At 69.4% G+C, this 23,513-nt stretch carries 16 protein-coding genes and 2 pseudogenes; 5 read left to right on the forward strand and 13 right to left on the reverse strand.

Translation table 11 applies throughout. The features are described 5' to 3' along the window. Positions 1 to 201: 201 nt before the first annotated feature. The 8 genes and pseudogenes from BM066_RS07050 to BM066_RS07085 all read right to left on the reverse strand — a co-directional run bounded on the left by BM066_RS07050 (position 202) and on the right by BM066_RS07085 (position 9,940). The gene (locus tag BM066_RS07050) at positions 202 to 1,308 is read right to left on the reverse strand and encodes a sugar kinase (RefSeq protein ID WP_018113189.1); all 1,107 of its coding nucleotides are present in this window, start codon (positions 1,306 to 1,308) and stop codon (positions 202 to 204) included. After that, positions 1,309 to 1,983, reverse strand: a complete 675-nt coding sequence (locus BM066_RS07055) for a bifunctional 4-hydroxy-2-oxoglutarate aldolase/2-dehydro-3-deoxy-phosphogluconate aldolase (protein WP_018113188.1) — start codon at positions 1,981 to 1,983, stop codon at positions 1,309 to 1,311. It abuts the gene before it with no gap. Positions 1,984 to 2,462: 479 nt separating this feature from the next. After that, positions 2,463 to 2,600 (reverse strand): annotated as a pseudogene (locus BM066_RS25885) (hypothetical protein); the annotation flags it as partial. Further along, positions 2,597 to 5,314, reverse strand: a complete 2,718-nt coding sequence (ppc, locus tag BM066_RS07065; RefSeq protein ID WP_018113106.1) for a phosphoenolpyruvate carboxylase — start codon at positions 5,312 to 5,314, stop codon at positions 2,597 to 2,599. The gene ppc and the pseudogene BM066_RS25885, both read right to left, overlap by 4 nt. A 183-nt stretch (positions 5,315 to 5,497) precedes the next feature. Continuing rightward, positions 5,498 to 6,268 (reverse strand): 2-dehydro-3-deoxy-D-gluconate 5-dehydrogenase KduD, encoded by a 771-nt coding sequence (gene kduD, locus BM066_RS07070; RefSeq protein WP_029589441.1) that lies wholly within the window; start codon positions 6,266 to 6,268, stop codon positions 5,498 to 5,500. Between the two features lie 153 nt (positions 6,269 to 6,421). Further along, on the reverse strand, positions 6,422 to 7,270 hold the full coding sequence (gene kduI / locus BM066_RS07075) for a 5-dehydro-4-deoxy-D-glucuronate isomerase (protein ID WP_018113104.1): 849 nt from the start codon (positions 7,268 to 7,270) through the stop codon (positions 6,422 to 6,424). 18 nt (positions 7,271 to 7,288) lie between these two features. Next, positions 7,289 to 8,755 (reverse strand): glucuronate isomerase, encoded by a 1,467-nt coding sequence (uxaC, locus tag BM066_RS07080; RefSeq protein WP_018113103.1) that lies wholly within the window; start codon positions 8,753 to 8,755, stop codon positions 7,289 to 7,291. 102 nt (positions 8,756 to 8,857) lie between these two features. Further along, positions 8,858 to 9,940: a LacI family DNA-binding transcriptional regulator gene (locus tag BM066_RS07085; RefSeq protein WP_029589440.1), complete on the reverse strand. Its 1,083-nt coding sequence runs from the start codon at positions 9,938 to 9,940 to the stop codon at positions 8,858 to 8,860. Positions 9,941 to 10,087: 147 nt separating this feature from the next. On the opposite strand from BM066_RS07085, the gene BM066_RS07090 reads away from it, so the two are divergent. Continuing rightward, the gene (locus tag BM066_RS07090; protein ID WP_018113101.1) at positions 10,088 to 11,611 is read left to right on the forward strand and encodes a UxaA family hydrolase; all 1,524 of its coding nucleotides are present in this window, start codon (positions 10,088 to 10,090) and stop codon (positions 11,609 to 11,611) included. Then, positions 11,608 to 13,050: a mannitol dehydrogenase family protein gene (locus BM066_RS07095; RefSeq protein ID WP_018113100.1), complete on the forward strand. Its 1,443-nt coding sequence runs from the start codon at positions 11,608 to 11,610 to the stop codon at positions 13,048 to 13,050. The genes BM066_RS07090 and BM066_RS07095 overlap by 4 nt, the downstream gene beginning before the upstream one ends. A gap of 53 nt (positions 13,051 to 13,103) precedes the next feature. Here BM066_RS07095 and BM066_RS07100 read toward each other — a convergent pair whose 3' ends face one another. The 3 genes from BM066_RS07100 to BM066_RS07110 all read right to left on the reverse strand — a co-directional run bounded on the left by BM066_RS07100 (position 13,104) and on the right by BM066_RS07110 (position 16,973). Next, positions 13,104 to 13,664 (reverse strand): sugar transferase, encoded by a 561-nt coding sequence (locus tag BM066_RS07100; RefSeq protein ID WP_018113099.1) that lies wholly within the window; start codon positions 13,662 to 13,664, stop codon positions 13,104 to 13,106. 15 nt (positions 13,665 to 13,679) lie between these two features. Then, a complete protein-coding gene (locus tag BM066_RS07105; protein WP_089925855.1) occupies positions 13,680 to 16,610 on the reverse strand; it encodes a coiled-coil domain-containing protein in 2,931 nt (976 codons plus the stop codon). A 162-nt stretch (positions 16,611 to 16,772) separates the two neighbouring features. Beyond that, on the reverse strand, positions 16,773 to 16,973 hold the full coding sequence (locus tag BM066_RS07110) for a hypothetical protein (RefSeq protein WP_143093672.1): 201 nt from the start codon (positions 16,971 to 16,973) through the stop codon (positions 16,773 to 16,775). Positions 16,974 to 17,275: 302 nt separating this feature from the next. Between BM066_RS07110 and cysD the strand changes: the two genes are divergently transcribed. Both cysD and cysN read left to right on the forward strand, forming a co-directional pair. Beyond that, positions 17,276 to 18,193 carry a sulfate adenylyltransferase subunit CysD gene (gene cysD, locus BM066_RS07115; RefSeq protein ID WP_255367505.1) on the forward strand — a complete coding sequence of 306 codons (918 nt, stop codon included), beginning with the start codon at positions 17,276 to 17,278 and terminating at the stop codon, positions 18,191 to 18,193. Next, the gene (cysN, locus tag BM066_RS07120; protein ID WP_089925862.1) at positions 18,194 to 20,137 is read left to right on the forward strand and encodes a sulfate adenylyltransferase subunit CysN; all 1,944 of its coding nucleotides are present in this window, start codon (positions 18,194 to 18,196) and stop codon (positions 20,135 to 20,137) included. Positions 20,138 to 20,182: 45 nt separating this feature from the next. Here the strand turns inward: cysN and BM066_RS07125 are convergent, their stop codons facing one another. Both BM066_RS07125 and metG read right to left on the reverse strand, forming a co-directional pair. Beyond that, entirely contained in the window at positions 20,183 to 21,367 is a 1,185-nt protein-coding gene (locus BM066_RS07125; protein WP_255367506.1) for an MFS transporter, read from the reverse strand. A 1-nt stretch (position 21,368) separates the two neighbouring features. Further along, complete coding sequence (metG, locus tag BM066_RS07130) at positions 21,369 to 23,078, reverse strand: methionine--tRNA ligase (RefSeq protein ID WP_089925865.1); 1,710 nt, start codon at positions 23,076 to 23,078, stop codon at positions 21,369 to 21,371. 242 nt (positions 23,079 to 23,320) lie between these two features. Here metG and BM066_RS26905 point away from each other — a divergent pair. Continuing rightward, positions 23,321 to 23,421 (forward strand): annotated as a pseudogene (locus tag BM066_RS26905) (hypothetical protein); the annotation flags it as partial. Between the last annotated feature and the right edge of the window lie 92 nt (positions 23,422 to 23,513).

The following is a 23,513-nucleotide window of genomic DNA, read 5'->3' on the forward strand; positions in this document are numbered from 1 at the left end:
CCCTCCAGGCACGCCACGCCCCTATCTTCCGCCGGAGGACCGCGGCACCTACCGCCAGCGATACAAGCTCGAACGCGAAATCATCCGAAGGCTCGAGGCTCTCCACTTACGCCGCCTGGGCCTCAGCATGAAAAGAGCCCCCGGCCTTGCGACCGGGGGCTCTGCTCGTTCAGCCGATGAGGCGCCAGACGGCTTGGAAGACTAGCGGATGACCCGCGCGCCCTTGCCCTTCATCACGGCCTCGACCTCGGCCTGGCGCACCATCGAGGTGTCGCCCGGCGTGGTCATGGCCAGGGCGCCGTGAGCCGCGCCGTACTCGACGGCGGCCTGGGGACCCTTGCCTTCCATGAAGCCGAACGCGAGACCGGAGGCGAAGCCGTCGCCGCCGCCGACGCGGTCGTAGATCTCCAGGTTCTCGCGCATCATCGAGGCGTAGAACTCGCCGCCGGCGTACAGGATCGCCGACCAGTCGTTGACCGAGGCGGTCTTGGCGTTGCGCAGGGTGGTGGCGGCGACCTTGAAGTTCGGGAACTCCTTCACCGCCGTCTGGATCATCTTCTTGAAGTTGGCCGGATCGATCGACGAGATGTGCTCGTCCAGGCCCTCGACCTCGAAGCCCAGGCAGGCGGTGAAGTCCTCTTCGTTGCCGATCATCACGTCCACGTACTGGGCGATGTGGCGGTTGACCTTCTGGGCCCCCTCCTTGCCGCCCTGCGACTTCCACAGGCTGGCGCGGTAGTTGAGGTCATAGGAGATCACCGTGCCGTACTTGCGGGCCACCTCGACGGCCTCGATCACGGCTTCGGCGGTGTTGGACGCCAGGGCCGCGAAGATGCCGCCGGTGTGGAACCAGCGCACGCCTTCCTCGCCGAACAGCTTTTCCCAGTTCACTTCGCCGGGACGGATCTGCGAGGCGGCCGAGTGGCCCCGGTCGCTGCAGCCCAGGGCCGGGCGGACGCCGAAGCCCTTTTCGGTGAAGTTCAGGCCGACGCGGGTGTTGCGGCCCAGGCCGTCGAAGTCGCGCCAGATGATGTGGGAGGTGTCGACGCCGCCCTGCATCATCAGATCCTCGACCAGCCAGCCCAGGTCGTTCACCGGCAAGGCGGTGACGGCGGTCGAGCGCTTGCCCCAGCACTTCCGGAAGGCGCGGGCGACGTTGTATTCGCCGCCGCCTTCCCAGACGTTGAACTGACGGGCGTTGCGAACCCGGCCGAAGCCGGGATCGAAGCGCAGCATCACTTCACCGAAGGAGGCGCAGTCCCACTTGGTTTCCGAAGCCGGGCGGATGTTGAGGATGTTGTCGGTCATTTAGGCCTTCCCACGAACCTTCTTGATCAGATCGACGGTCTCACGGACCTTGGCGGTGATGCCGGCGTAGTCGCCCGCGTCCAGCAGCTCCTGGGTGATCAGCTTGGAGCCCATGCCGGCGGCGACGATGCCCGCGCCGAACCACTTCTTGACCGAGGCCTCGTCCGGATCGACGCCGCCGGTCGGCATGATGCGGGTCCAGGGCATCGGGCCCAGCACCGCCTTGACGAAGTCCGGGCCGCCGACCGACGAGCCGGGGAACACCTTGACGATCTCGCAGCCCAGCTCTTCGGCGTAGGAGATCTCCGAGGCCGAGCCGCAGCCCGGCGAATAGGGGATCTTGCGGCGGTTGCAGACCTTGGCGACGTCGGCGTTGAGGATCGGGCCGACCACGAACTTGGCGCCGTTGGCGATGTAGATGCCGGCGGTCGGGGCGTCGACGATCGAGCCCACGCCCATGATCACCCGCGGGTCGGCCGAGGCGAAGTGACGGGTGACTTCGTAGAAGACGTGGCTGGCGAAGTCGCCGCGGTTGGTGAACTCGATGCAGGGCGCGCCGCCGTCGGCGCAGGCCTGGATCACCTTCTTACAGACCTCGACGTCGGGGTGATAGAAAACCGGGATGACGCCCTGGTCCATCAGCGCCGTCAGAACGGCCATGCGGTCTTTCACCATCTGTACTGCTCCTCAAAGGATCGATCTTGCGTGCGGCCCCGTTGGCGGGCCTCGGCGTGGAAGATTTCGCCGCATCCGGCGCTGGGCGACCGTTTAGACCGCGTTGCGGGCCGACGCCACACCGGAGGGCTCCCCCGACGTCAATTCGCGTTCTCGCCTGTTGGCTGGGCTGTCGTCCTTCGTTTCCATCCACGTCCTCTTGGCGCGGCCCGGCCATGCCGGGCCCGCGCGCGGGCTCTCAAAATAAAGGGCGCCGGGACCAAGGCCCGACGCCCGGAAGTCTGCGCAGGAGCGAACTCGGAAAGAGCCGCGAACGCCCGGGACCGGATAGGGCGGCCCGAAACGTCAGGGAGACCGGGGATTAAGTGGCCAGGCCACTTTGCCACCGGTGTCATTCTGAAGCCTACTCCGAAGCGGCGCCCTGTGCAAGCGGGGTCGGAACGCTGTTCCGGTTCCGGCGAGGGTGGCGAAAATGGATGCTCCTCACCCGCAAAGCGGGGGAGGTGGCGCGGCGCGAATACGCGCCGTGACGGAGGGGGCGTCGCGGCGGCGGACGCCCCCTCCACCGCTTCGCGGTCCCCCTCCCCCGTTTCGCGGGGGAGGAGAAGGAGCCTCACCCCGTATTGCGCAGGCCCGCCGCGATTCCGGCCACGGTCAGCTGGATGGCCAGACGCACGTTCTCGTCCTGGTCGCCAGCCCGGCGGCGGGCCAGCAGCTCCAGCTGCAGGTGGTTCAGCGGATCGACCGACAGTCCGGCCAAGGCCACCGACTCGGCCAGTTCCGGCTGGTTGTCCAGCAGGGCCGAACCGCCGCGGATCGCCAGGGCGATCCGGCGGGCGCTGTCGTGCTCGCGCTGGATGGCGTCAAAGATCCGCTGGGCGTCCGCCTTGTTCGGGGAAAGGTCCTTGTACCGGGCCGCGATGCCCATGTGGCTCTGGGCCAGGGCCAGCTCCATGTTCGACAGCAGAGCCCCGAAGAAGTCGAAGCCGCCGGCCAGGTCCTGCAGTTGGCCGGTGGACAGCCCGGCCCGCTCGACGCCCGAGGCGAAGCCGTACCAGCCGGGCAGCATGAAGCGGGCCTGCGACCAGCTGAACACCCAGGGGATGGCCCGCAGGTCCTCGATCTTGCGGCTGGCGGTCCGGCTGGCCGGGCGGCTGCCGATGTTCAGGCCCACGATCTCGCCGATCGGCGTGGCCGACCAGAAGAAGTCCTCGAACGCCGGGTCGTCGTACACCAGGGCCCGGAAGCCGTGGAACGAAGCCTGCGCCAAGTCGGTCATGGCCGCGTCGGCCTTGGGGTCGGGACGATGAGCCTCGCGCTCGCTGGCCATCAACACCGCGGCGGCCAGGCCGTCGAGGTTGCGGCGGGCGGTGGGCTGGTCGCCGAACCGGCGGGCGATCATCTCGCCCTGCTCGGTCATGCGGATGCGGCCCTGGACCGTGCCGGCCGGCTGGGCCAGCACGGCCTCGGCGGCCGGTCCCCCGCCCCGCCCGACGCTGCCGCCCCGGCCGTGGAACAGCTGCAGGCCCACGCCCATCCGCTCGGCCTCGAACGCCAGGGCCGAGGCGCCGCGCGCCACGCCCCGGCGGCTGGCCACGTAGCCGCCGTCCTTGTTGCTGTCGGAATAGCCGAGCATGATCTCCTGCACTGGCCGGTCGCCGAGGATGGTGCGGCTGAGCGGCAGCTCCAGCCACTGGCGCAGCACGCGGGGGCCGTTCTCCAGGTCGCCGATGGTCTCGAACAGCGGGCTGATCTTGACCGAGGCGCGCGGCGCCGCCCCGCCCCAGACCAGGCCCACCTGCTTGAGCAGGACCAGCGGCTCCAGGATGTCGGACAGGGTGGCGGACTTGGAGATCACATAGGCGCCGAGGCAGCCGTGGCCATAGTCGCGGACCATCTGGGCGGCCGCCTCCATGGTCGCCAGCTCCCGGGTCGTCTCCTCGCCATAGGCGGTGAACGGCGAGACCAGGGGCCGTTGGTGCGACAGTTCGTCGATCAGCAACTTGCAGCGCGCCGCCTCGTCGAGGTCCAGGTACTTCACGCCCGTGCCGGCCCGCTGGAACAGCTCGTGCAGCGTCCGCTCGTGAACGTCGGCGTTCTGGCGCAGGTCCAGGCTCATCAGGTGGAAGCCGCAGGCCTGGGCCACCTCGACCAGGGTGCGCAGGGCCGAGCCGACCAGGCGCTCGCCGCCGTTGCGTTCCAGGCTGTCGATGACGATCTTCAGGTCGGCGACGAAGGCGTCTGGATGGCCGTAGGGCTCGACGTCGGTGTCGCCGTTGGCGAAGGCCACCGGCTGGCCGGTCAGCCTCTGCGAGACGGCGGTCAGGCGGTCGAACACCAGCTCCAGGGCCAGGCGGTAGGGCTCGTCCAGGCGGTGCACCGACGGGTCCTTGGTCTGGGCCGCCAGGGCCAGCACCTCTTCGGACACCGGCGTATAGGCGGTGGAGACTGCCAGGTTGGACCACAGCTTGCGCACCTCGCCGGCGTACCAGTCCAGGATCACCCGGGCCTGGGAGGCCAGGGCCAGCTTCAGGGTGTCGCCGTTGACGCCGGGATGGCCGTCGCGGTCGCCGCCCAGCCACGAGCCCATCTTCAGCAGCGGGGCCATCTGGCCGTGCTGGTCGATCTGCTGCGACCAGTCGGCATAGAGGTCGATGACCGCCGGCAGGATCGAGGTGCGGACGATCGACAAGGCGTTGCGGATCTCGTCCTTCACGGTGATCCGCTCGGGACGGTACAGCCGCGTGCGCCACATCAGGGCGATCTCGCGGAACAGCCGCTCGCGGATGTCGGCGTCCAAGTCCGGCGGCAGGTGGTGACGGCGCAGGGCCATCAGGCGCGAGATCTCGGTCTCGCGGTCGACCATGCTGCGGCGGCGCACCTCGGTCGGGTGGGCGGTCAGCACCGGCACCACGTTCATGGCGGCCAGGACCTTGGTCAGCTCTTCGGGCGACTTGCCTTCGGCGACCAGGGCCTTGACCGCGTCGACCAGGGTGCGGGGCCGTGCGTCGCCGGGCCTGGCGTCGCCCTCGGCGTGGCGGCGGCGGCCGGCGACGTCCTCGCCGATATTGGCCAGCATCGAGTGGCTGGCCAAGGCGCGGGCCAGGAAGATCGCCTGCTCGCTGGAGAGATCGGCGAACAGGTGATCCAGCCGCGCGGCCTCGCCGTCCGGCGTCTCCTGCGAGGCGGCGGCGCGCGCCGTGGCCACCAGCTTGGCGGCGTCCTCGCCGTCCAGATAGGCGATGGCCTCGTTCAGCAGGTCGCTGAGCAGGTTGGCGTTCTGTCGCACATGGCGGCTGGTGGGGCGATCACCGTCGAGGGACAGAGGCATGGGCGAGGCTCCGCGACCGCCGCGAAGGCGCGACGGTTCATCAGGAAGGAAACGTACGAAACGCCGGCCGGACGTTGGGCCCTGGCCGACGCAGCGGCGCCTCTACCGCGCTTTGCCGACCGCGAAAAGGCGGCCGGCGCAATGGTTGCGGTACCAAATTCGCTTCTGCGCAGATTCCTGCCTCTAGCGGGCCAGCCAGCCGCCATCGACAGGCAAGGTAATGCCCTGGACATAGTCGGCGGCCCGCGAGGCCAGGAACACGGCGGCCCCGCCCAGATCGCCCGGCTGACCCCAGCGGCCGGCCGGGATGCGGGCCAGGATCGAGGCGTTGCGGTCGGCGTCGTTGCGCAGGGCCTCGGTGTTGTTGGTGTCGAAATAGCCCGGCGCGATGGCGTTGACGTTGATGCCCTTGGACGCCCACTCGTTGGCCAGGATCTTGGTCAGGCCCGCCAGGCCGCTCTTGCTGGCCGTGTAGGACGGCACGCGGATGCCGCCCTGGAAGGACAGCAGGCTGGCGATGTTGATGATCTTGCCGATGCTGGCGGGGTCGCCGCCCTGCTTGATCACTTGCTTGGCGAAGGCCTGGGTCAGGAAGAACACGACCTTCAGGTTGGTGTCCATCACCGCGTCCCAGTCGGCCTCGGAGAACTCGATGCTGTCGGCGCGGCGGATGATGCCGGCGTTGTTGACCAGGATGTCGACCTTGCCGAAGGCGGCGACGGTCTCGTCGACCACGCGCTGGACCGGCTCGATCGAGCCGAAGTCGGCCTTGATCGACAGGAACCTGCGGCCGGCGGCCTCCACGAGGCCTTGCGTCTCGGTCGGAGCGCTGCGGCCGGCGGCGGCGATGTCCGCGCCGGCTTCGGCCAGGGCCACGGCCACGGCCTGGCCCAGGCCGGTATTGGCGCCGGTGACGAGGACGACCTTGCCTTCGAGGCTGAACGGATTGGCCATGGTGCGTGCTTCCTGATCCTGAATCTTGTCATCCCGGACGGCCTGCAAGGCCGGTCCGGGACCGCCGCAAACGCATGCGCTTCCGGCGGTCCCGGCTCTTCGCTTCGCTACGGCCGGGATGACAGCCGAAGAGAACCGGAGCGGTCCCCGCCCCTATTTCAGCTGGCAGATGTCCAGCACGTTCATGTCGGTATAGTCGAGGTTCTCCCCGCCCATCGCCCAGATGAAGGTATAGTTCGAGGTGCCCGAGCCCATGTGGATCGACCACGGCGGGCTCATCACGGCCTCCTCGTTGGCGATTACGATGTGCCGCATCTCATCCGGCTCGCCCATGTAGTGGAAGACCCGGTCGTTCTCGCCCAGGCCGAAGTAGAAATAGGCCTCCGAGCGGCGGTCGTGCAGGTGGGGCGGCATGGTGTTCCAGACGCTGCCCGGCTTCAGCACCGTCATGCCCAGCAGCAGCTGGGCCGACTTGCAGGTGGTCGGCACGATGTACTGGTAGATGGTGCGCTCGTTGGAGGTCTCCAGCGCGCCGCGCTCCAGCGGGATAGCGTCGGCGAACACCAGCTTCTTGGTCTCGAACGCCGCATGGGCCGGCAGGCTAGTGATGTAGAAGCGGGCCGGGTTGGCGGCGTCGACGCTTTCGAACACCACCTCCTTGGCGCCCATGGTCACATAGACGCCGTCGCGCGGCTCGATGTCGTAGGCGACGCCGTCGACCGTGACCTTGCCCTTGCCGCCGCCGACATTGATCGCGCCCAGTTCGCGGCGCTCCAGGAACGGGTGGCCGGCGGCCGAGGCGGGCTCGGTCTGGTCGGGCAGCTTCACGCCCTTGGACACCGGCGCGACGCCCCCGACCACGAAGCGTTCGGCGTGGTTGTAGTGCAGCACGATGTCGTCGACCGCGAACAGGCCATCCATCAGGTAGCGATCGCGCAGGTCGTCGTTGCTGACCGCGAACATCATGTCCGGGTGGGTGGCGTGGTAGATCTTGGTGAACATCGGGAGACTCCGGAAAATCTATTCGGCGGCGTGCTTGATCGGCTGGACCGGCCGCGCCCAGCTGGGCCGCTGGTCCAGCTTGTAGGCCTTCTTAGGCAGGTTGTACGTCAGGTCGACGATCAGTTCGGCCGCCTCGACCTCGTCCATGCGGTGCTCGGCGACCATGCGGGCCAGGAAGGCGCTATCGACGCGGCGGGCCACGTCGTGGCGGGCCGGGATCGACAGGAACGCCCGGGTGTCGTCGTTGAAGCCGACGGTGTTGTAGAAGCCGGCGGTTTCGGTGACCTGCTCGCGGAACCGCATCATGCCCTCGGGGCTGTCGTGGAACCACCAGGACGGGCCCAGCTTCAGCACCGGATAGTGGCCGGCCAGCGGGGCCAGTTCGCGGCTGTAGACGGTCTCGTCCAGCGTGAACAGGATGATCGACAGGCGCGGATCGTTGCCGAACTTCGTCAGCAGCGGCTTCAGCGCCTCGACATATTCGGTGCGCATCGGGATGTCGGCGCCCTTGTCGCGGCCATGGCTGGCGAGAAGCCCGACATTGTGGTTGCGATGCGAGCCGGGGTGGATCTGCATGACCAGCCCGTCGTCCAGGCTCATCTTGGCCATCTCGGTCAGCATCTGGGCCCGGAACAGCTCGGCCTTGGCGGGGGTGACCTCGCCCTTCAGCAGGCTGTGGAACAGGGCCTCCGCCTCGGCTTCGGAGAGATCGGCGGTGGCGGCGGTGGGATGGCCGTGGTCGGACGAGGTGGCGCCGGCCGCGATGAAGGCCTGGCGGCGAACGCGGTGGCCTTCGAGATAACCCTTCCAGGTCGTGACGTCCTGGCCCGAAGCCTCGGCGAAACGCTCGAACGAGCGGCCGAAGCGCTCGTCCTCGAAGTCGATGACGGCGTCGGGACGATAGGAGGTGACGACGTGGCCGCCCCAGCCGCTGTCGCGGATGACCTTGTGATGCTGAAGACTGTCCTGCGGCCCCTCGGTGGTGGCCAGGGTCTCGATGTTGAAGCGGTCGAACAGGGCCCGGGGGCGGAAGGCTTCGGTGGCGAGGGCCTCGTTGATGGTGTCGAAATAGAGGTCCGAGGTCTCGGCGCCCAGGAACACCGTCAGGCCGAACACCTGGCTGAACACGTGGTTGAGCCACAGCCACGACGGCGTGCCGCGGAACAGGTGGAAGTTGGTCGCCAGCAGCCGCCAGGCCTCGCGCGGGTCGGTGGCGGGCACGCCGGCCTTGGATCGCACCTTCAGGGCGTCCAGGCTGATCCCCTGGCTGTAGAGCATGCGGAACAGGTAGTGGTCGGGCGCCAGCAGCAGGTCGGTGGCGTCCTCGAACGGGGCGTTGGTCGCGAACCAGGCCGGGTCGGTGTGGCCGTGCGGACTGATGATCGGCAGACCCTTGACCTGGTCGTACAGCGCCCGGGCGATGCCTCGCGTGCGCTCGTCGGCCGGAAACAGGCGATCGTCGGAAAATACCAGGGGCCGGGTCATGGCGTCTCTTACTCCCTACTCCGCCGAGGGCCTGCACGGGCCGCTGTCGACGCGCTTGGTAACCGGTGTCAAGGCGCCACGCAAGCCGAAGCGCCGTCGCGCCTAGCCTGCCGGCGGGGTGCCCGACGACTCCCGGACGACGAGGTAGGGAATCGTGCTGCCGGGGTCGCGCTTGTTGCGGGCTTCCCCGCCGATCAGCTTCTCGGCCGCGATCCGGCCCACTTCGCGGGTCGGGATGTGGATCGTGGTCAGGGGCGGCCAGACGGCCTGGGCGATCTGGAAGTCGTCGAAACCGACCACGGTCACGTCGGCCGGCACCTGCAGCCCGGCGCGGCGGGCGGCCTGCAGCACGCCGGCGGCCATTTCGTCGTTGCCGGCGAAGATCGCCGTGGGGCGCGGCGTCTTGGCCAGCAGCTGCTCGCCGCAGGCCAGGCCGGATTCGAAGGTATAGGCGCCCTGGACCACATAATCCGCCTTCAGCTCCAGCCCGGCCTTGTTCAGGGCGTCCTCGAAGCCCCCTCGCCGCTCATGCGACGAGCGGAAACTGGGCAGGCCGGTGATGAAACCGATCTCGCGATGGCCCAGCTCGACCAGATAGGCCCCCATGGCCTCGCTGCCTTGGCGGTCGTGGCCGACGATCATGTGCTCAGGCTTGTCCAGCTCGACCGAGGCGATGCGGATGTATTGGCAGCCGATCTCGCGCAGCAGCTTGGCGACCCGCTCGTCCTCCGACACCGACGGCGGCAGCACCACGCCGAACAGCTTCTGGCGTTCGATGAAGGTGCGGATGTCCTGCAGAAAGGTCGGGCTGCCGCGGTCGCACGGGTGCACCACAAGCTCGAAACCCGACCCGCGAATGCCGTCCAGCAGGCCCAGCTGCATATTCACGACATATTGCGGGTTGGGGTTGTCGTAGATCATGCCGATCAGGAACGAGCGGCGGAACGCCAAGCCCCGGGCCTGCGGATCGGGCGCGTAGCCCCACTCGGCGATCACCGCCTCGATGCGCTCGCGGGTTTCGTCGCGCACGAACGGCGACTGGTTGATCACCCGCGAGACGGTCTTTTTCGACACGCCGGCCAGGCGGGCGATGTCGTTGATGGTCGCGCGCTTGCGACCACCTTCGAGGCCGGCCTCGATATCCACGCCATTGGCGTCCGGCAAAGGGGTCTTGGACGAGGTCAAAGCGTTTCCATACGGCGATCGTTGTCGTGTTTTGTCATACTCTACCGGCGACGACGTCGCTACAAATGCGCCGTCGAGCGCCATTACCCCATGGTGACACCGGTTCCCCCGCCGTACAGACGGGGGATGGCAACACGAAAAGTTCGAATGGCCAAGGCTTTGATAGACGACCCCTCCTGCAGCCCATACGAATCGATCCACGGCGTCGATCCGCGCGACCATGTGGCGACGGCGCTGCGCGACCTCGCCGCCGGCGAGACGCTGGACCTGCATGGCCAGGCGATCGTCGCCCGCGCCGACATCCCCAAGGGCCACAAGATCGCCGTGCGCGCCGTGGCCAAGGGCGAGGACGTGCTCAAATACGGCTGGCCGATCGGCCGGGCCACCGCCGACATCGCGGTCGGCGACCACGTGCACGTCCACAATGTCGAGACTCGCTTGTCGGGCGTCGAGGACTTCGCCTATGCCGACGCCCATCCCGAACAGCACGAGGCGCCCCCGCCCGGGACCTTCCTGGGTTATCGCCGCGGGAATGGCAGGGTCGGCACGCGCAACGAGATCTGGGTGCTGTGCACCGTCGGTTGCGTGGCCAACACCGCCCGGCGGATCGCCGAGAAGGCCAACGCCCGCTTCGCCGGACGCGTCGACGGCGTCTTCGCCTTCCCCCACCCGTTCGGCTGCTCGCAGCTGGGCGACGACTTGGCCCATACCCGCAAGCTGATCGCCGGCCTGGCCGCCCACCCCAACGCCGGCGGCGTGCTGATCCTGGGCCTGGGCTGCGAGAACAACCAGCTGAAGGCCCTGCTGGACTCGGCTCCGGGCCTGGATCCGGAACGCCTGCGCGCCTTCACCACCCAGATGGTCGAGGACGAACTGGAGGACGGGCTGGAGGCCGTCGAGGCGCTGGTCGCCATCGCCGAGCGCGACCGCCGTGAGCCCGCCCCGCTGTCGGAACTGGTGGTCGGCCTGAAGTGCGGCGGCTCGGACGGCTTTTCGGGCGTCACCGCCAATCCGCTGGTCGGCCGCATCGCCGACAAGGTCTCCGACGCCGGCGGCACTCCGGTGCTGACCGAGATCCCCGAGGTGTTCGGGGCCGAGGGCGTGCTGCTGGCCCGCGCCGTCACCCGGGAGGTGTTCGACGCGGCCGTCGGGGTGATCGACGACTTCAAGCGCTACTTCATCGACAACCACCAGCCGATCTACGAGAACCCCTCGCCCGGCAACATCGCCGGCGGCATCACCACGCTGGAGGAAAAGTCGCTGGGCGCGGTGCAGAAGGGCGGCCGCGCGCCGCTGGTCGAGGTGCTGCGCTACGGCGAGCAGGTCGGCCCGCACGGCCTGACCCTGCTGGAAGCGCCCGGCAACGACGCCGTCTCGTCCACCGCCCTGACGGCGGCCGGGGCGACGGTGATTCTGTTCACCACCGGCCGCGGCACGCCGCTGGGCTTCCCGGCCCCGACCCTGAAGATCGCCTCGAACTCGGCCCTGGCCGCCCGCAAGCCGGGCTGGATCGACTTCGACGCCGGCGTCGTGCTGTCGGGCCAGACCATGGACGCGGCGGCCGACTCCTTGATGGATCTGGTCGTGGCCACGGCCTCGGGCCAGCTCACCAAGGCCGAACTCAACGGCGAGCGTGAAATCGCCATCTGGAAACAAGGCGTTACCCTTTGACCGACACCCTCTCCCGCCCCCTCCGTCTCAACGCCGCCAGCTATCCGGCCGCCCTCCCCGGCGTGGCCCTGCCCGCCTATGACCGCGACAAGGTCATGGTCGGCGTGGTGCATTTCGGCCCGGGGGCCTTCCATCGCGCGCACCAGGCCTTCTATTTCGACCAGCTTCTGGCCCGGGATCCGCGCTGGGGCCTGTGCGCCGTTTCGCTGAAGAGCCCGGGCGTCCGGGACGCCCTGCAGCCGCAGGACGGCCTCTACACCCTGGCCCAGCTGGACGCCGAGACCACCTTCCGCGTGGTCGGCTCGATCCTGGAGGTGCTGGTCGCGCCCGAGGATCCGCCCTCGGTCTTCGCCCGTCTGGCCGCCCCGGCCACCCGCATGGTCACGCTGACCGTCACCGAGAAGGGCTACTGCCTGACCGGCGACGGCAAGCTGGACGCCGCCCACCCCGACATCGTCCATGACCTTGCCCATCCGCGCGAACCGGTCAGCGCGGTCGGCTACATCGTCGAAGGCCTGCGTCGCCGCCAGCAGGCCGGCCTGCCGCCCTACGCCGTGGTGGCCTGCGACAATCTCGCCGACAACGGCTGGCGGCTGAAGGCGGCGGTCGTGGCCTTCGCCGAAAGCATTGATCCGGCCCTGGCCGCCTGGATCCAGGCCGAGGGCCGCTTCCCTCGCACCATGGTCGACAGCATCACCCCCGCCACCGACGACGCCCTGCGCGCCCGGGTCGAGGCGGCCACCGGCCTGACCGACGCCTGGCCGATCCAGCGCGAGGCCTTCACCCAGTGGGTGGTCGAGGACGTGCTGGGGCCGGACGCCCCGGACCTGGCCAGCGTCGGCGTCACCCTGACCGACGACGTGCGCGGCTTCGAGCGCGCCAAACTCAGGCTCTTGAACGGCGTCCACTCGACCATCGCCTATGCCGGCCTGCTGAAGGGCCATGAGACGGTGTTCGAGGCGATCAGCGATCCGGACCTGGCCAGGATCGCCGAGGATCTGATGGTCCAGGACATCATCCCGACCCTGACCGCGCCGCGCGGCCTGGACCTCGTCGCCTACGGCCAGGCGATCCTGGGTCGGTTCCGCAACCCCGAGATCCGCCACCTGCTGAGCCAGATCGCCTGGGACGGCTCACAGAAGCTGCCGTTCCGCATCCTGGGCACGGTCGCCGACGCCCTGGAAGCCGGCCGTCCCATCGACCGCCTGGCCCTGCCCCTGGCCGCCTGGATGCGCTTCGTCCGCCGTCGCGCGGCCGAGGGCGTCAAGATCGTCGACCCTCTGGCCGATCGGCTGATCGAAACGGCGGCCGCCTGCACCGGCGACGCCAAGGCCGACGTCGCCCAGTTCCTGCAGCTGGAGCCGGTGTTCAGCCGCGACCTGGCGGGGAACGCGACATTCGTGACGGCGCTGGAGCAGGCGTACGACGGGCTGGCCTAGGATCCCGGCCGGGGGACACGCGCATACGCGTGTCCCTCTCGACGCACGGGTCCCTAGCGCGTCACGCCCTTGCCGGTCATCACCGGCAGTACGGTCGCCAACAGGATCGTCAGGTCGAGCCAGAAGCTGCGACGCCGCAGGTATTCGGCATCAAGGGCCACCTTCTCGGGGATCGACACCTCGTCGCGGCCGTTGATCTGCGCCCAGCCGGTGACGCCGGGCCGCAGCGTCTCGACGCCGGCCGCCGTGCGCAGCGCCACTAGGTCGTCCTGGTTGAACAGCGCCGGACGCGGACCGACCAGACTCATGTCGCCGACCAGCACGCTCCACAGCTGCGGCAGCTCGTCGAGGCTGGCCCTGCGCAGGAAGGCGCCTGGCGGCGTCAGCCAGCGATCGGCGTCCTCCAGCAGGTGGGTGGCGACCTGGGGCGTGTCGATCCGCATGGTGCGAAACTTGGGCATGGCGAACAGGACGTTGTTCCGCCCCACCCGCTTGGACCAGTGCAAGACCGGTCCCGGCGAGGTCAGGCGCACGACCGCCGCCACGATCAGCAGCGGGATCGCCAGCAGCAGCAGCGCCGCCCCGGACGCCGCCGCATCGAACAGGCGCTTCACCCTAGGCCCATTCTCTTAAGCCAAGTCCCCGAAGGCGGCGTCCAGCAGCAGATAGGCGCGGCCGGCGTCGGAGGACAGCAGGGCCGCCACCAGGAAGCCCTCGCGATCCTGCTCGGCCGCCTCGTCCATCATGCTGGCGTAGCGGCGCAGGAAGCGTTCGGCGTCGGCCCGCAGCGGGGCGTCGGAGAACAGGCGGCGGACCAGCCGGCGGATGGCGGCTGGGGCCAGCTTCTTGACCACCTCGCGCGCGCCGCTCTCGTCGTGGGTCTGGATCGTGGCGGCGATCTCGTCGATGCGGGCGCGGGGCAGCAGGGCCGTCGGGTCGATGCCCATGGCCAGGATCTCGCCGGCCATCTTTTCGCCCAGGGCCGCGTCGCCCGGCGCGGCGCTTTCCAGGCCCGACAGCAGGTTGCGCCACGACAGGCCGCCGCCTTGCGGCTGCGGCTCGGCCCTTTCGCCGGGCGGCGGCGCGGGCGCGGCGTGGCGGCCGCCGGCCGCGTCGAACACCGAGCGGAACTCGTCGTCCGTCGCGGTGGGCGTCAGGCGCAGGCGCGGACGCAGGCCCGGCTCCTCGGCGCTGGGTTCGTTGGCGGGCCTGGGAGCCGGCGGCGGCGCAGGCGGCGGCATGGGCGGCGGGGGCGGCGCGGCCTGGACCTGACGGCTCAGCGGCGGCGGCGCGCGGGACGGCGTCGCGGCGGCCGGGGCGGCGTTCATGCGGCCCACCGCCTCGCTGAGCATGTCGTAGTTGCGGCGCACGCGTTCCTGGAACGCCTGGTCGATCGCGGCCGTCTCCTCGGCCGTCCGACGGGCCGAGTTGCGCAGGTCCTCGATGCCCTGCTCGATCTGGGTCCGGACCTCGTTGGCGCGAGCCAGGGCTTCGGCCGGCAGGTCCGCCGTACGACGGCCGACATCGGCCAGCATGGCCTCCATCTCGGCGATTGTGGCGCGGGCGGTCTCGACGCTCTCAGCCAGTTTCTGAGCCGTGCGGGCGCCGGCCTGCTCGACCACCTGAGCCGACTGCTCGATCAGGTCGCGGGCTTCGTCCATGCGGGACTCGAACACCGTGTCGGCCTTCTGGCCGGCGGCGAAGGCGATCTCGTTGAGCTGGTCGACGCGGACCCGCGCGGCCTCGACGCGCTGCTCGACGCCTTCGTTGGCCTTGCGGGCGGCCTCGGCCATGGCGTTCATGGCCTGGGTCAGGGCCCCTTCCAGGTCGGAGCGCTGGCCGCCGGCGGCGCTGGCCAGGGCGGCGATGGCGCTGGAGGTCTCGGCCGCCAGGGCCTCGCGCTCGGCGCGGGCGGTCTCGGCGACCTCGCGCAGCTGCTGAGCCGCGGCCCCGATCAGGCCGCGCAGCACCTCGGCCCCCATGGCCGCCATGTCGCTCATCTCGGTGGCGCCGGCCCGGGTGTGGCCGATGAACTCGGTCAGCTGGGCGGTGCGGGTCTCGCTCTCGGCGGCGAAATCCTCCTGATCGGTGCGCAGCGACTGGCTCGCGGCGACCAGGGCGGCGCGCTGGGCGGCCAGGTTGCGTTCGACGGCGCCCATCTGGTCGCCGACCCCCTGGCCGGCGGTTTCCAGGCGGGCGATCTGGCGCGACAGGTCCTCGGCCCCCACCCGCGCAGCGTCGGACGCCTCGGCGGCGGCGGCGGCCAGGTCGGCGGCGCGAGCGGCCAGCGCCGCCTCCGCCTCGCGCAACTGGGTCTCGGCCAGATCAGAGGCCTCGGCGACCATGCGGGCCTGGCTGCCAATGGCGTCGACCACCGCCGTGGATTGGGCGTCCAGCGTGGTCGACAGCGCGTGCATCGCCTGGCGCTCGTGGCCCAAGCCCTCGGACAACTGCTGGACCATCCGTGCGGACTCGCTGGTGGTCTGGGCCAGGGCGAGGGTTTCCTCGGCCAGAGCTTCGCGCAATTGCTGGACCCGGACGCGGGCCTCCTCGGCGGCGGCGGTCGCAGCGTCGATCTGATCGCGAATGCGCTCGACCACGCCGTCGACGCCGGCCGCCGCCAGGGCCGCCGGAGTGACCAGGCGGTCAGTCATGATCCGCGTGTGCTTCAGCTCGGCCGAGACCCCCATGGCCTGGCGCAGCATGTAGGCGCCCAGCAGGGTGAAGGCGGCCGGACCGACGGCCAGGGCGGCGAACACCATCAGGGCGAATTGGTCGACCTTCAGGGCCGGCACGCCGGAGCCGTAGCCGAGTGCGAAGGCGATCGGACCCAGCGTCCAGAGCGCCGCGGCGGCGACCGCCAGGCTCCAGAATAGCGGCGCGGGCATCGGCTTCTTGCCTTCGCGGGGCGTGTACAACGGGGTGACGGCCGGCTCGGCCAGCGGAGTCTCGCGTGGCTTGGAGACCGCCGCCTCGAACCGCTTTGACGGGGCCGGCGGTTCGGGCTCGACCACCGGCGCCGGCGGCTGGGCCGCCTGAGCCGCAACGGGCGCGGTCAGGAACGACGGCAGCGGCGCCAGGGGTTCGGCTTCGACCGGGGCGCTGCGTCGGCCGCGAACCGGCGTGAACGGGGCGGGATCGGCGTCCGGTTCGAGCGGCTTGAAATCCGACTTCGGCGGCGGGACAGGTTCGATCACGGCCTCGGGTTCGGAGGCCGCGATCTCGGTCTTCGGAGGCTCGACGGGCTCGGCGACAGGCTGGGGATGAGGCTTCGACACGCCGAAGAAACCGCGCCGCGCGCTGGCGCGAGGGGTCTCGGAAACCGGCGCGGGGGGCGGCTCGGGCGCGGGTTCGGGGCCGAGATCCAGCGGACCGCGGCCGAGAATCGGCGGAGCCGACACGTCAGGAACGGCGGCGATATCTAGATCCAGGTCTGGTTCGCTGACCGGCGCGTCCGCATCAGGCTGAGCTTCCGCCTCGACCGGGCGACCAGCGTCCTCGACCGGCGGCTCCACGGGAATGCCGGTGAAATCAAGCGGTTGGCGCTTCTTAGGCTTCATACGCAGCCATAGTCCCAGGGCGAAACGGCTTGGGGCCGGATGAACATCGCCGCGCGGACGCCCCTCTCGCACGCAACGCATAAACCTAGCGGCGAAAAGCCGGCCCGCATAGCGGGTTCCACCGGTTTTCCCATCTGGCGCGGGGCTTGGCCCGGCAAGGCTTTAAGCGCTGACCTCGGTCCTGTGCAGGCGCGGGCAGCGCTCGATGGTCTGGACAGCCTGCTGACGGGGCGTGCGGGCGATGACCCGCTCGACCTTGGGTGGGGCCTTGGCCTGATGCTCGACGGCCATGCCGAACTGGCAAAGCGCCATCGACGAAAGCCAGAGCAGGATCGCGGCGATGAATTCAGCCAGGGATGACATCGGGAAGCCCATTTTCCGATAGCGGCGTTATGCAATGCTTCGCCGCCCCGCGCGAATGAACTTTTGGTCATGAAACGGCGCCGCTCGCGACGCCCCGCGCTCCAGGAGGCTCCATCGAAGCTCACAGCGCCTGCAGATTTCCCCGCCTTGCCGACCGGCCTCGCGAGACCTAGGTCCACGCTCAGGATCACCGCCCCGTCGTCGCGCTTTCGTGCGTCGGCGGAGCTTTCCATTTGCGGATACGCGTTTTGCCCCCTACCCAAGTCGCTTCGCTGTCGCACGACGCCTTTGCGGACCTGTCCATGACTGCGCTGACTCCGGCTCGCCTGACGCACCTTCAGCGCCTCGAAGCCGAGAGCATCCACATCCTGCGCGAAGTGGCGGCCGAGTGCGAAAACCCGGTCATGCTGTACTCGATCGGCAAGGACAGCGCGGTGATGCTGCACCTGGCGGCCAAGGCGTTCTACCCCTCCAAGCCCCCCTTCCCCCTGCTGCACGTCGACACGACCTGGAAGTTCCGGGCCATGTACGAGCTGCGCGACACCATCGCCAAGCAGCTGGGCTTCGATCTGCTGGTCTACAAGAACCCCGAGGCCGAGGCGCGCGGCATCAATCCGTTCGACCACGGCAGCGCCCTGCACACCGACCTGTGGAAGACCGAGGGCCTCAAGCAGGCCCTGACCAAGTACGGCTTCGACGCGGCCTTCGGCGGCGCCCGCCGCGACGAGGAGAAGAGCCGGGCCAAGGAACGGGTCTTCAGCTTCCGCACCGCCGAGCAGCGCTGGGATCCCAAGGACCAGCGGCCCGAGCTGTGGAAGCTCTACAACACCCGCAAGCACCCGGGCGAAAGCCTGCGGGTCTTCCCGATCTCCAACTGGACCGAGCTGGACGTCTGGCAATACATCCACCTGGAGAACATCCCGATCGTGCCGCTGTATTTCGCGGCCGAGCGGCCGGTCGTCGAGCGGGACGGCAGCCTGATCATGGTCGACGACGACCGCTTCCGGCTGCGGCCCGGCGAGGTTCCGCAGATGAAGAGCGTGCGGTTCCGCACCCTGGGCTGCTACCCGCTGACCGGGGCGGTCGAGAGCACGGCCGCCACCTTGCCGCAGGTCATCCAGGAGATGCTGCTGACCACCACCAGCGAGCGCCAGGGCCGGGTCATCGACCATGACCAGTCCGCCTCGATGGAGAAGAAGAAGCAGGAGGGCTATTTCTAGATGACCGCCGCCGCCCCCATCACGGCCGACAAGACCACGGTCTACAAGCCCTCCGACCTGATCGCCGACGACATCGACGCCTATCTGGTCGCCCACCAGCACAAGTCGCTGCTGCGCTTCATCACCTGCGGGTCGGTGGACGACGGCAAGTCGACCCTGATCGGCCGGCTGCTCTACGACAGCAAGATGATCTTCGAGGACCAGATGGCGGCCCTCGAGGCCGACTCCAAGCGGGTGGGCACCCAGGGCGGGGCGATCGACTTCGCCCTGCTGGTCGACGGCCTGGCCGCCGAGCGCGAGCAAGGCATCACCATCGACGTCGCCTACCGCTTCTTCGCCACCGATAAGCGCAAGTTCATCGTCGCCGACACCCCCGGCCACGAGCAGTACACGCGCAACATGGTCACCGGCGCCTCGACCGCCGACGCGGCCGTGATCCTGATCGACGCCCGCAAGGGCGTGCTGACCCAGACCCGCCGCCACAGCTACCTCGTCAAGCTGCTGGGCATCCGCCACGTCGTGCTGGCGGTGAACAAGATGGACCTGGTCGGCTGGGATCAGGCGACCTTCGACGCGATCGTCGCCGACTATCGCGGCTTCGCCGACCAGATCGGCCTGGACACCTTCACCCCGATCCCGATCTCGGGCCTGACCGGCGCCAACATGGCCGCCCGCGGCGAGGACTCGCCCTGGTATTCCGGCCCGATCCTGATGGACTGGCTGGAGGGCGTGGAGGTCGAGGACGACCTGCGCAGCCAGTCGTTCCGCATGCCCGTGCAATGGGTCAACCGGCCGAACCTCGACTTCAGGGGCTTTTCCGGCCAGATCGCCGCCGGCACGGTCAAGCCGGGCGACCGCGTCAAATCCCTGCCCTCGGGCCGCGAAAGCACCGTCGCCCGGATCGTCACCAAGCCCGACGACCTGGCCGAGGCCTATGCCGGCCAGTCGGTGACGATCACCCTGGCCGACGAGATCGACGTCAGCCGCGGCGACGTCCTGGTGGCCGCCGACGATCCGGTCGCCGTGGCCGGCCAGTTCGAGGCCACCGTGGTCTGGATGGACGACGAGCCCCTGCCGCCGGGCCGGTCGTACCTGCTGAAGATCGGGACGCGGATGGTCGGGGCCAGCGTCACCGAGATCAAGCACCGGGTGAACGTCAACACGCTGGAGCACCTGGCCGCCAAGAAGCTGGAGCTGAACGAGATCGGCTTGGTCAACCTGTCGCTGGACCAGGCCATCCCGTTCGCACCCTACGCCGAGAACCGCGACCTGGGCGGCTTCATCCTGATCGACCGGATCAGCAACCGCACGGTCGGGGCGGGCCTGCTGAACTTCGCCCTGCGCCGGGCCGATAACATCCACTGGCAGCACACCGACGTCAGCAAGGCCTCGCGGGCGGCCCTGAAGGGCCAGCGCGGCCGGGTCGTCTGGCTGACGGGCCTGTCGGGCGCGGGCAAGTCGACGATCGCCAACCTGGTCGAGAAGCGCCTGCACGCCCTGGGCCGCCACACCTATCTGCTGGACGGCGACAATGTCCGCCACGGCCTCAACAAGGACCTCGGCTTCACCGAGGAGGACCGGGTCGAGAACATCCGCCGGGTGGCCGAGGTCGCCAAGCTGATGGTCGACGCCGGGCTGATCGTGCTGACCGCCTTCATCTCGCCGTTCCGGGCCGAGCGCCGGCTGGCCCGCGAGATCCTGCAGGACGGCGAGTTCGTCGAGGTCTTCATCGACACCCCGCTGGCGGTGGCCGAGCAGCGCGACGTCAAGGGCCTCTACAGGAAGGCCCGGGCCGGCCAGTTGAAGAACTTCACCGGCATCGACAGCCCCTACGAGGCCCCGGAGCATCCGGAGCTGCGGATCGACACGACCAAGCTCGATCCCGTCCAGGCCGCCGAGCGCATCGTCGCCTGGCTGGAAGGCGAGATCGACTACGAGATCTGACGACGCACGGCGCGGGGACAGGCGCATGCGCCTGTCCCCGGCCATCTAACGCCCCCTCCGCTTGGCCAGCCTCAAGGCCCCGACCAGCCCCAGCCCGCCCATCGCCGCCATGACCAGGTAGCCCCGGGTCCCGAAGGCGTCGAACAGCGGACCCGAGGCCAGGGTGCCGACGCCCAGCATGAAGCCGGCCGACAGGGCCGAGTTGATCGCCTGGGCGGCCGAGGCGCTCTGCGGCGGGGCCAGGCGCTCGATCAGCCTCAGCGAAGCCATGAAGCTGGCCGCGAAGGTCAGGGCGTGCAGGGCCTGCAGCGGGAACAGCAGCCACAGGGGCGGAGCAAAGGCGTAGGCGGTCCAGCGCAGCAACGCCGCCGCCCCGCCCAGCACCAGCAGCCTCTCGGGCCCGACCTTGCGTCGCCACGGCTCGGCGAACCACATGAAGCCGACCTCGACGGCCACGCCCACGCCCCACAGCACGCCGATCATCGGGTCCGGAACGCCCTGCTTGCGCCAGAGCAGGGCCGAGAAGCCGTAATAGAAGGCGTGCGCCCCCTGGATCAGGCCGGCGGTGACCACGGCCAGCACGAAGGTCCGGTCGCGCAGCAGGCCGCCCAGGCCTTTCCAGCGCTCGGCGGGGCCGAGCTTGGCGACGCCATGTTCGTGGACGCGATCGGGTGGCAGGACCAGGATCGAGACGGCGGCCACCCCGATCGCCGCCGCGCCGATCCAGGCGACAATGACGCTGGGCGCCATGACCGCCAGGATTGCGCCCATGGCCAGGTTGGCAACAATGAACGCCGCCGAGCCCGCGCCGCGCGGCACGCCGTAGTTGAAGCCGTCCACGCGCGAGCGCCGCAGGGTGATCACGTCGATCAGCGGGGTCAGGGTGGTCAGGCAGGTCATGCCGATCAGCCAGCACGCCAGCAGCCCCCAGAACCCCGGGGCGACCAGCATGGCCAGATAGCCGGCCGCCGCTCCCAGGGCCAGCAGCGCCAGGGGCGTGCGGCGCAGGGTGAAGCCGTCGGCCCACACCGCCAGCCCCGGCCCCAGGAACGGCCGCGCCAGCAGGGGGATGGCCAGGATGATCCCGATCTCCGCGCCGGTCAGGCCGCGCGATCGGAAATAGGTGGCGATGTACGGCAGGCTGACGCCGGTGCCGAGATAGGAGACGACGTAGAACAGGCCCAGGCGGGCTTGGGCGGAAAAACGCCCTGCCCCCACCGGGTTCGTCACCCTACTCCGCCCCGCCGAACCGCGCGGTCCATTCGGCGATCTGCTCGTCCTCGATCTTCCTGAACAGCACCTCGGGCGCGCGGACCGGCAGGCCGACCGGCAGGGTCGAAAGCTCGGCGGCGGCGTCGGTGGTCGGCCAGGCGCCGGGATAGGCCTGGCTGAAGGCCTCGCTGATCTTCTCGGCGGCGAACGGGATGAACGGCGCGGAGATGCGGGCGTACAGCGCCGCCAGGTTCAGGGCGGTGCGGACGATCACGGCGGCGCGGTCGCGATCGGTCTTGATCGCCGTCCACGGGGCGGCTTCCTGCAGGTACTCGTTGCCGACCACCCACAGGGCCCGCAGGGCCTGGGCGCTCTTGCGCACCTCGATGGCGTCCATCTGCTCGGTCAGGTCGGCCAGGCGGGCGGAGACGTCGGCGTAGAGCTTCTCCTCCAGCGGGCCGGGCGCGCCGCCGTCGGGGATCACGCCGTCGAACTTGCTCTCGGTGAACTTCAGGATGCGGTTGACGAAATTGCCCAGCACGTCGGCCAGGTCGCGGTTCACGGCGCTGGCGAACTGCTCCCAGGTGAAGGCCGTGTCGCTGCTCTCGGGCGAATTGGAGGTCAGGTACCAGCGCCACAGGTCGGGCGGCAGGATCTCCAGGGCCGCGTCCATGAACACGCCGCGCTTGTTCGAGGTCGAGAACTTGCCGCCGTACCAGTTCAGCCAGTTGAACGCCTTGAGCATGTCGACGCTCTTCCACGGCTCTTGCGAGCCCAGGATCGTGGCCGGGAAGCTGACCGTGTGGAAGGCGACGTTGTCCTTGCCCATGAACTGGACGTAGCGGACGTCGTCCGCGCCCTCGTCGGTGCGCCACCACGACTTCCAGTCGCGGTCCGGGCCGGCCTCGGCCCATTCCTGGGTGGCGGCGATGTATTCGATCGGCGCGTCGAACCAGACGTAGAAGACCTTGTCCTCGAAACCCGGACGCGGGAACTCGCCCTGGGTCACCGGGATGCCCCACGACAGGTCGCGGGTGATGCCCCGGTCGATCAGGCCCTCGTCCAGGTGCTTATAGGCGATCGACTTGGCCAGCAGTTGCCAATCCGGATGGCCGTCGATCCAGGCGCGGATCCTGTCGGCCATCTTGGTCTGCAGCAGGTACAGGTGGCGGGTGTCGCGCACCTCCAGGTTCCGCGAGCCGGAGATCACCGAATAGGGGTTCTTCAGTTCGGTGGGGTCCAGCAGGTTGCCGCAGTTGTCGCACTGGTCGCCCCGAGCCTTCTCGAAGCCGCAGTGCGGGCACGTCCCCTCGATGTAGCGGTCGGGCAGGAAGCGCTTGTCGTCGATGGAATAGACCATCTGGTCGACGCGTTCCTCGATCAGGCCGCGCGCTTCCAGCACCTCGCAGAAGTGCTGGGTCAGGCGATGGTTCTGCGGCGAGGATGAGCGGCCGAAATGGTCCCACGACAGGCCGAAGGCTCGGCCGACGTCGTGCTGCAGCACGTGCTGCTCGGCGCAATAGGTGGCCACGTCCTGGCCGGCGGCGGCGGCGGCCAGTTCGGCCGGGGTGCCGTGCTCGTCGGTGGCGCAGATATAGAGGGTGTCGTGACCCCGAGCCCGCTGGAAGCGGGCGTAGACGTCGGCCGGCAGCATCGATCCCGCCAGATTGCCCAGGTGCTTGATGCCGTTGATGTACGGCAGGGCGGAGGTGATCAGGATGCGGGCCATGGGTCTTCCGGGGGAGTCGAGGAGCGGTTGGATATAGAAGGTGGGGCCTGGAAACGGAAGCGTTGTACGGCGGCGCACTTGCCCCCTACGGACCGCTACGCGGTCGTCTTCCCCCGGAGGGGGAAGAGCGCCGGTGCGAAGGCTCCGCCCCCTCTGGGGGCGGACAGGCGGCGAAGCCGCCAGGTGGGGGCAAGTGATAACCGGCACGATCTCTCGCCCTCACGCGGCAGGCCGCTGAGCGGATGGAAAGGGACGCGGAGCGCCGGACGACGTCCGGAGTTCTTTGATAAATACCGTTTCGACGAAGCCGATCGCTCCGCGCGGTCGTTTTCCGCCAGCGTCCGGTGGGCAGCCCTGTTGAGGCTTAGCCGGACCCGGTCTCGATCCCTTTCGGGAGAAACCAGACGCCGGGGGCGCGGGCCTATGGGCAATTCA

It is taken from the genome of Caulobacter sp. UNC279MFTsu5.1, assembly GCF_900114015.1.
Taxonomy (GTDB): Bacteria; Pseudomonadota; Alphaproteobacteria; order Caulobacterales; family Caulobacteraceae; genus Caulobacter.

Excerpts from the sequence above, each read along its gene's own strand:
- BM066_RS07050 (WP_018113189.1), bottom strand. The coding sequence starts at position 1,308 with ATGACCGACAACATCCTCAACATCCGCCCGGCTTCGGAAACCAAGTGG.
- BM066_RS07055 (WP_018113188.1), bottom strand. The coding sequence starts at position 1,983 with ATGGTGAAAGACCGCATGGCCGTTCTGACGGCGCTGATGGACCAGGGC.
- ppc (WP_018113106.1), bottom strand. The coding sequence starts at position 5,314 with ATGCCTCTGTCCCTCGACGGTGATCGCCCCACCAGCCGCCATGTGCGA.
- kduD (WP_029589441.1), bottom strand. The coding sequence starts at position 6,268 with ATGGCCAATCCGTTCAGCCTCGAAGGCAAGGTCGTCCTCGTCACCGGC.
- kduI (WP_018113104.1), bottom strand. The coding sequence starts at position 7,270 with ATGTTCACCAAGATCTACCACGCCACCCACCCGGACATGATGTTCGCG.
- uxaC (WP_018113103.1), bottom strand. The coding sequence starts at position 8,755 with ATGACCCGGCCCCTGGTATTTTCCGACGATCGCCTGTTTCCGGCCGAC.
- BM066_RS07090 (WP_018113101.1), top strand. The coding sequence starts at position 10,088 with ATGGCCAAGGCTTTGATAGACGACCCCTCCTGCAGCCCATACGAATCG.
- BM066_RS07105 (WP_089925855.1), bottom strand. The coding sequence starts at position 16,610 with ATGAAGCCTAAGAAGCGCCAACCGCTTGATTTCACCGGCATTCCCGTG.
- BM066_RS07110 (WP_143093672.1), bottom strand. The coding sequence starts at position 16,973 with ATGTCATCCCTGGCTGAATTCATCGCCGCGATCCTGCTCTGGCTTTCG.
- cysD (WP_255367505.1), top strand. The coding sequence starts at position 17,276 with ATGACTGCGCTGACTCCGGCTCGCCTGACGCACCTTCAGCGCCTCGAA.
- cysN (WP_089925862.1), top strand. The coding sequence starts at position 18,194 with ATGACCGCCGCCGCCCCCATCACGGCCGACAAGACCACGGTCTACAAG.
- metG (WP_089925865.1), bottom strand. The coding sequence starts at position 23,078 with ATGGCCCGCATCCTGATCACCTCCGCCCTGCCGTACATCAACGGCATC.